Source organism: Pedobacter sp. 01T416_2, assembly GCF_056398925.1.
Map to the genome: position 1 here is coordinate 1 of NZ_JBFTQI010000541.1, position 4,088 is coordinate 4,088.

The following is a 4,088-nucleotide window of genomic DNA, read 5'->3' on the forward strand; positions in this document are numbered from 1 at the left end:
GCGAACTTTAAAACTTCGATGCTCTGAAAGCCGAAATCTTCTACCACTTTACCTAAAATAAGGTAACAGCCCTTTCCTTTAAAAGGATACATGGGTGTGCTATTGGGGAAATGGGTCGTATCAAAAAAATCGCCGTTGGCATCTAAAAAAGTACCGAACCACATTTTGGTGTTTTTAATGGTATGTACCGTTTTTTCGCAAACATAGCTCCCTACCATTCTTACCGTTTTACCCAAATGTGTGTGCAGATCTACCGCCATCACATCACCACGATAAGGTGTTTTTAAAAAATCGAACATTTTATAATTAAGCGGATATCCCAATAACTCTAATTCTGTGTAAGCATTTTCGAGTTCGGAATCGGCCAAGACGGGGAGCTGATAGGTTTTGTAACTCAGCTTAAAAAGCTCGGCATGATTCACTTTTTTTTGTTTAAACCCAAGGTAGTTATGCACATCCCAAAGCAGGGTTTTCCGATCTTTCCCGGTAAAACGCAAGGCGCCCAAACGGATTAAAATAATGGCCTGTTCTAATGAGATGCAGGTCCGCCTTACAATATCTTCGAGATCTATATACAAACCATTTGCAGCACGTTCTTGTGGAATAATTTTGATGATTTTTTCTTCCAAGCCCTGAACGGCAATGAAGCCCAGATAAGCATCTTCGCCTTTTATATTTACCACATCATCGCTACAGTTAACGCAGGGTAAATGCACCCTTGCTCCTGTTTTTTGCAGTTCGTGCACGTAAACCCAGCGACTGTAAAAACCTCCATAATTATTCAGTACCGCTACCATAAATTCCATGGGGTAATACGTTTTCAAAAATAAACTCTGGTAACTTTCTACTGCAAAAGAGGCTGAATGTGCTTTTGAAAAACTATAACCGGCAAAAGAAGAAATCTGTCGCCAAACTTCGGTAATGAGTTCTTCTGAGTGCCCTTCTTCTCTGGCTGAAACAAAAAACTTATTCACCAGTTCATCAAAAGCCAGTTTAGACCGGTATTTACCGCTCATCGCTTTGCGCAGGATATCAGCATCGGCAAGATCCAGACCTGCAAAATAATGACATACTTTGATCACATCTTCCTGATAAACCATTACCCCATAGGTTTCGCTAAGCCGCTCTTTCATCACTTCGCAGAGGTATACTACTTTATCGGGTGCGTGATAGCGTTCGATATAGGATTTCATCATGCCTGAACTCGCCACGCCCGGACGGATAATGGAACTGGCTGCCACCAGGGTAAGATAATTATCGCATTTGAGTTTTTTGAGCAGTTGCCGCATAGCCGGCGATTCGATATAAAAACACCCAATGGGCTGTCCTTCTTTAAGAATACCGTTCAATTTCTGGTCTTCTTTAAARGTTTTAAAATCGTGGATGTCGATATCCTTTCCCTTATTTTTTTTAATGAGCTGCACGGCTTCGCGGATATGCCCGATACCCCGCTGACTTAAAATATCGAATTTCTCATAACCTATAGCTTCGGCTTCGTACATATCCCATTGCACGGTTGGAAAACCTTTTGGCGGCATATCCAAGGCTGTATAATAAGTAATCGGTTCTTCGGAAATTAAAATTCCTCCGGCATGAATCGAACGCTGGTTGGGCATTCCTTTCATGTATTGGTACACGGCCAATAACTTCTGGTAAGTAACATTCAGTAAATTTTCACGTTCTTTGGTGGGATCTGTAAAACTATCTATTTCTCCTTTGGGTAAACCCAGCACTTTACCGATTTCCCTGATAATTGCACGATCTTTAAAAGTGCTCATGGTGCCTAAAAAAGCAACATGCCATTTGGGATAACGTTCAAAGATATAACGTTGTATCACCTCCCTTTCGTCCCAGGAGAAATCGATGTCAAAATCTGGCGGACTTGTCCGTTTTTCATGCAGGAAACGTTCGAAATACAAATCGAGATCAATCGGATCTACATCGGTAATGCGCAAGCAATAAGCTACAATGCTGTTGGCACCCGAGCCACGGCCAACGTGGTAAAAACCGCATTTATTCATGGCATAGCTTACAATATCGAAGGTAATGAGAAAATAGGCACAGAAGTTTTTAAGTTCGATGATCCGGAGTTCTTTCTCCAAACGCTCAGTGGCATCTGTATTATTTTCACCATAACGGTATCTAAGCCCTTCTTCGGCCAACTCCCGAAGCATTTTTTTATCTCCTTCGAAATCTCCGGTATAAAAAAACTTGTTTTTAGAAGTAGGTGTAGTGCCATCCTCAAAATAAACACTTAAATCGCAGCTGTTTATCAGTTTCTGTGTATTCTGAACAATAAAGGGATACTGTTCAAATTGCTGGGTTAGTTCTACTTCTGGAATCAGGAACTCATCCGGATCGCATTTTTGGTCATCGTTCACTTTACTTAAAAGGGTATTAAGCTCGATCGCCCTAAAATATTCGTGCAGGCGGTAGGTAATCTTATCGCTAACGGTAACAGGATGCCACACCAACAACTTTTCTTTCTGTTTTAAAAGCGGATGTTTGTACAAAAGATTGAGCTGTTTGGCACGGATGCCTACAAATTCATTTGCTTTTAGTACTGGGTTAAAAGATTTTTGAAAGGGATAAATGATATAAACATTCTCCATTTCGGGTGGAACATTGGGTAACGGAATATGGTTGATGTTGTGATGGCTTAAAAATTCATTCAGTTCACGCATTCCCTCTTTATTCTTCGCAATGCCCACATACAACAACCTGTTATCGATCCGGAATTCGATCCCCGCTACCGGTTTAATCTGATACGGAATATTGCCTTTGTGTATTTCGTCGGCTTCTTTGGCAATGCCTTGTTTATAACACTCGCGAATAAACTCTACCGCACCAGTTGAATTATTGATATCAGTAAGTACCATTTGGTGGATACCCAAACTCCGGGCAGTAGCAATTAACTGGTCAATGCGCTGCGTGCCATACTTTAGGCTATAAGAAGAATGGACATTTAAAAACATTGCTAATCATAAGATTTAGTACCTATTGTTCCTTTTTCACTCATAAAACTTCTAATTTTCGATCGTTTTCTTACTTCCTGCTGTTCATCTTCTGTTTGGTTTTCGATCAATATTTTCTTTTTACGGGGATTGTACTTGATTATTTTCCCCGTTTCATCGCGGGGTGGCTGGGTAACAATACAGGCTTTTACCACTGCTTCGGCACCATAGTGGTTACGTACTTTATCCATGGCCTGGTAAAGACTATATTCTTCTTCGGCAATATTATATAAGCCAATCTGCTCGTAACCGCTCACCAGATGCGAAAGCTTTACGCCTACCAGCCGTAACAGCATCCGTTTTGCATACACCTTTTCGAACAGGCTATGTGCTTTACTGATTAAAAAAGAATCGAGCGAGGTATACGGAATACGCTCTTGCTGGGTAACCGTTTCGAAATTGGTATAACGCACGGTTACGGTAATGCAGGCGGTTAATTTTTTCTGGTTACGCAGCTGAAAAGTTAAGCCGGTAACCATTCCGGTTATAATGGCCTTTAATTTGGCCATATCCATGGTATCGCTTTCGAAGGTAGCCTGTGTACCAATAGATTTCCTTTCACGATAAGGTACAACTGGCGAAAGATCGACCCCATTTGCTTTTTGCCATAAACTTAAACCATGCTGCCCCAGTATTTTAAACATGAGCTGTTGTGGGATCTGGGTAAGCGTAAGGATTTCACGAACACCCATTTCGCTTAATTTTTTATAGGTAGCATGGCCAATACCCGGAATTTTGTGGATCGCCAAAGGATCAAGAAAGGGCCGCAATTCGGGAAAAGTAACCTGCCGTTCGCCATCAGGCTTAGATTCGTTCGTGGCTATTTTGGCTACGGTTTTATTGATCGACAGGCCAAAGGAAATCGGTAAGCCCATTTCTTTGATAATGTTTTGTCTGAGCTCTGACGCGAATTTCATACAACCAAAAAAGCGGTCCATGCCCGTCATATCGATATAGTGCTCGTCAATACTGGCTTTTTCAAAAAGGGGAACTTTATCGGCAATAATTTCGGTAATATCATGTGATGCCTTGGAATATTCTTCCATATCGCCTTTTAAAAATATAGCCTGGGGG

The 4,088-nt window shown here is 41.3% G+C and carries 2 protein-coding genes; both read right to left on the reverse strand.

Going from position 1 to position 4,088, the window contains the following annotated elements:
• A partial coding sequence (dnaE, locus tag AC1DPQ_RS19845; protein ID WP_477610639.1) for a DNA polymerase III subunit alpha occupies positions 1 to 2,975 on the reverse strand: 2,975 nt, incomplete at its 3' end.
• A 2-nt stretch (positions 2,976 to 2,977) separates the two neighbouring features.
• A partial coding sequence (locus tag AC1DPQ_RS19850; protein WP_477610640.1) for a DNA polymerase Y family protein occupies positions 2,978 to 4,088 on the reverse strand: 1,111 nt, incomplete at its 5' end.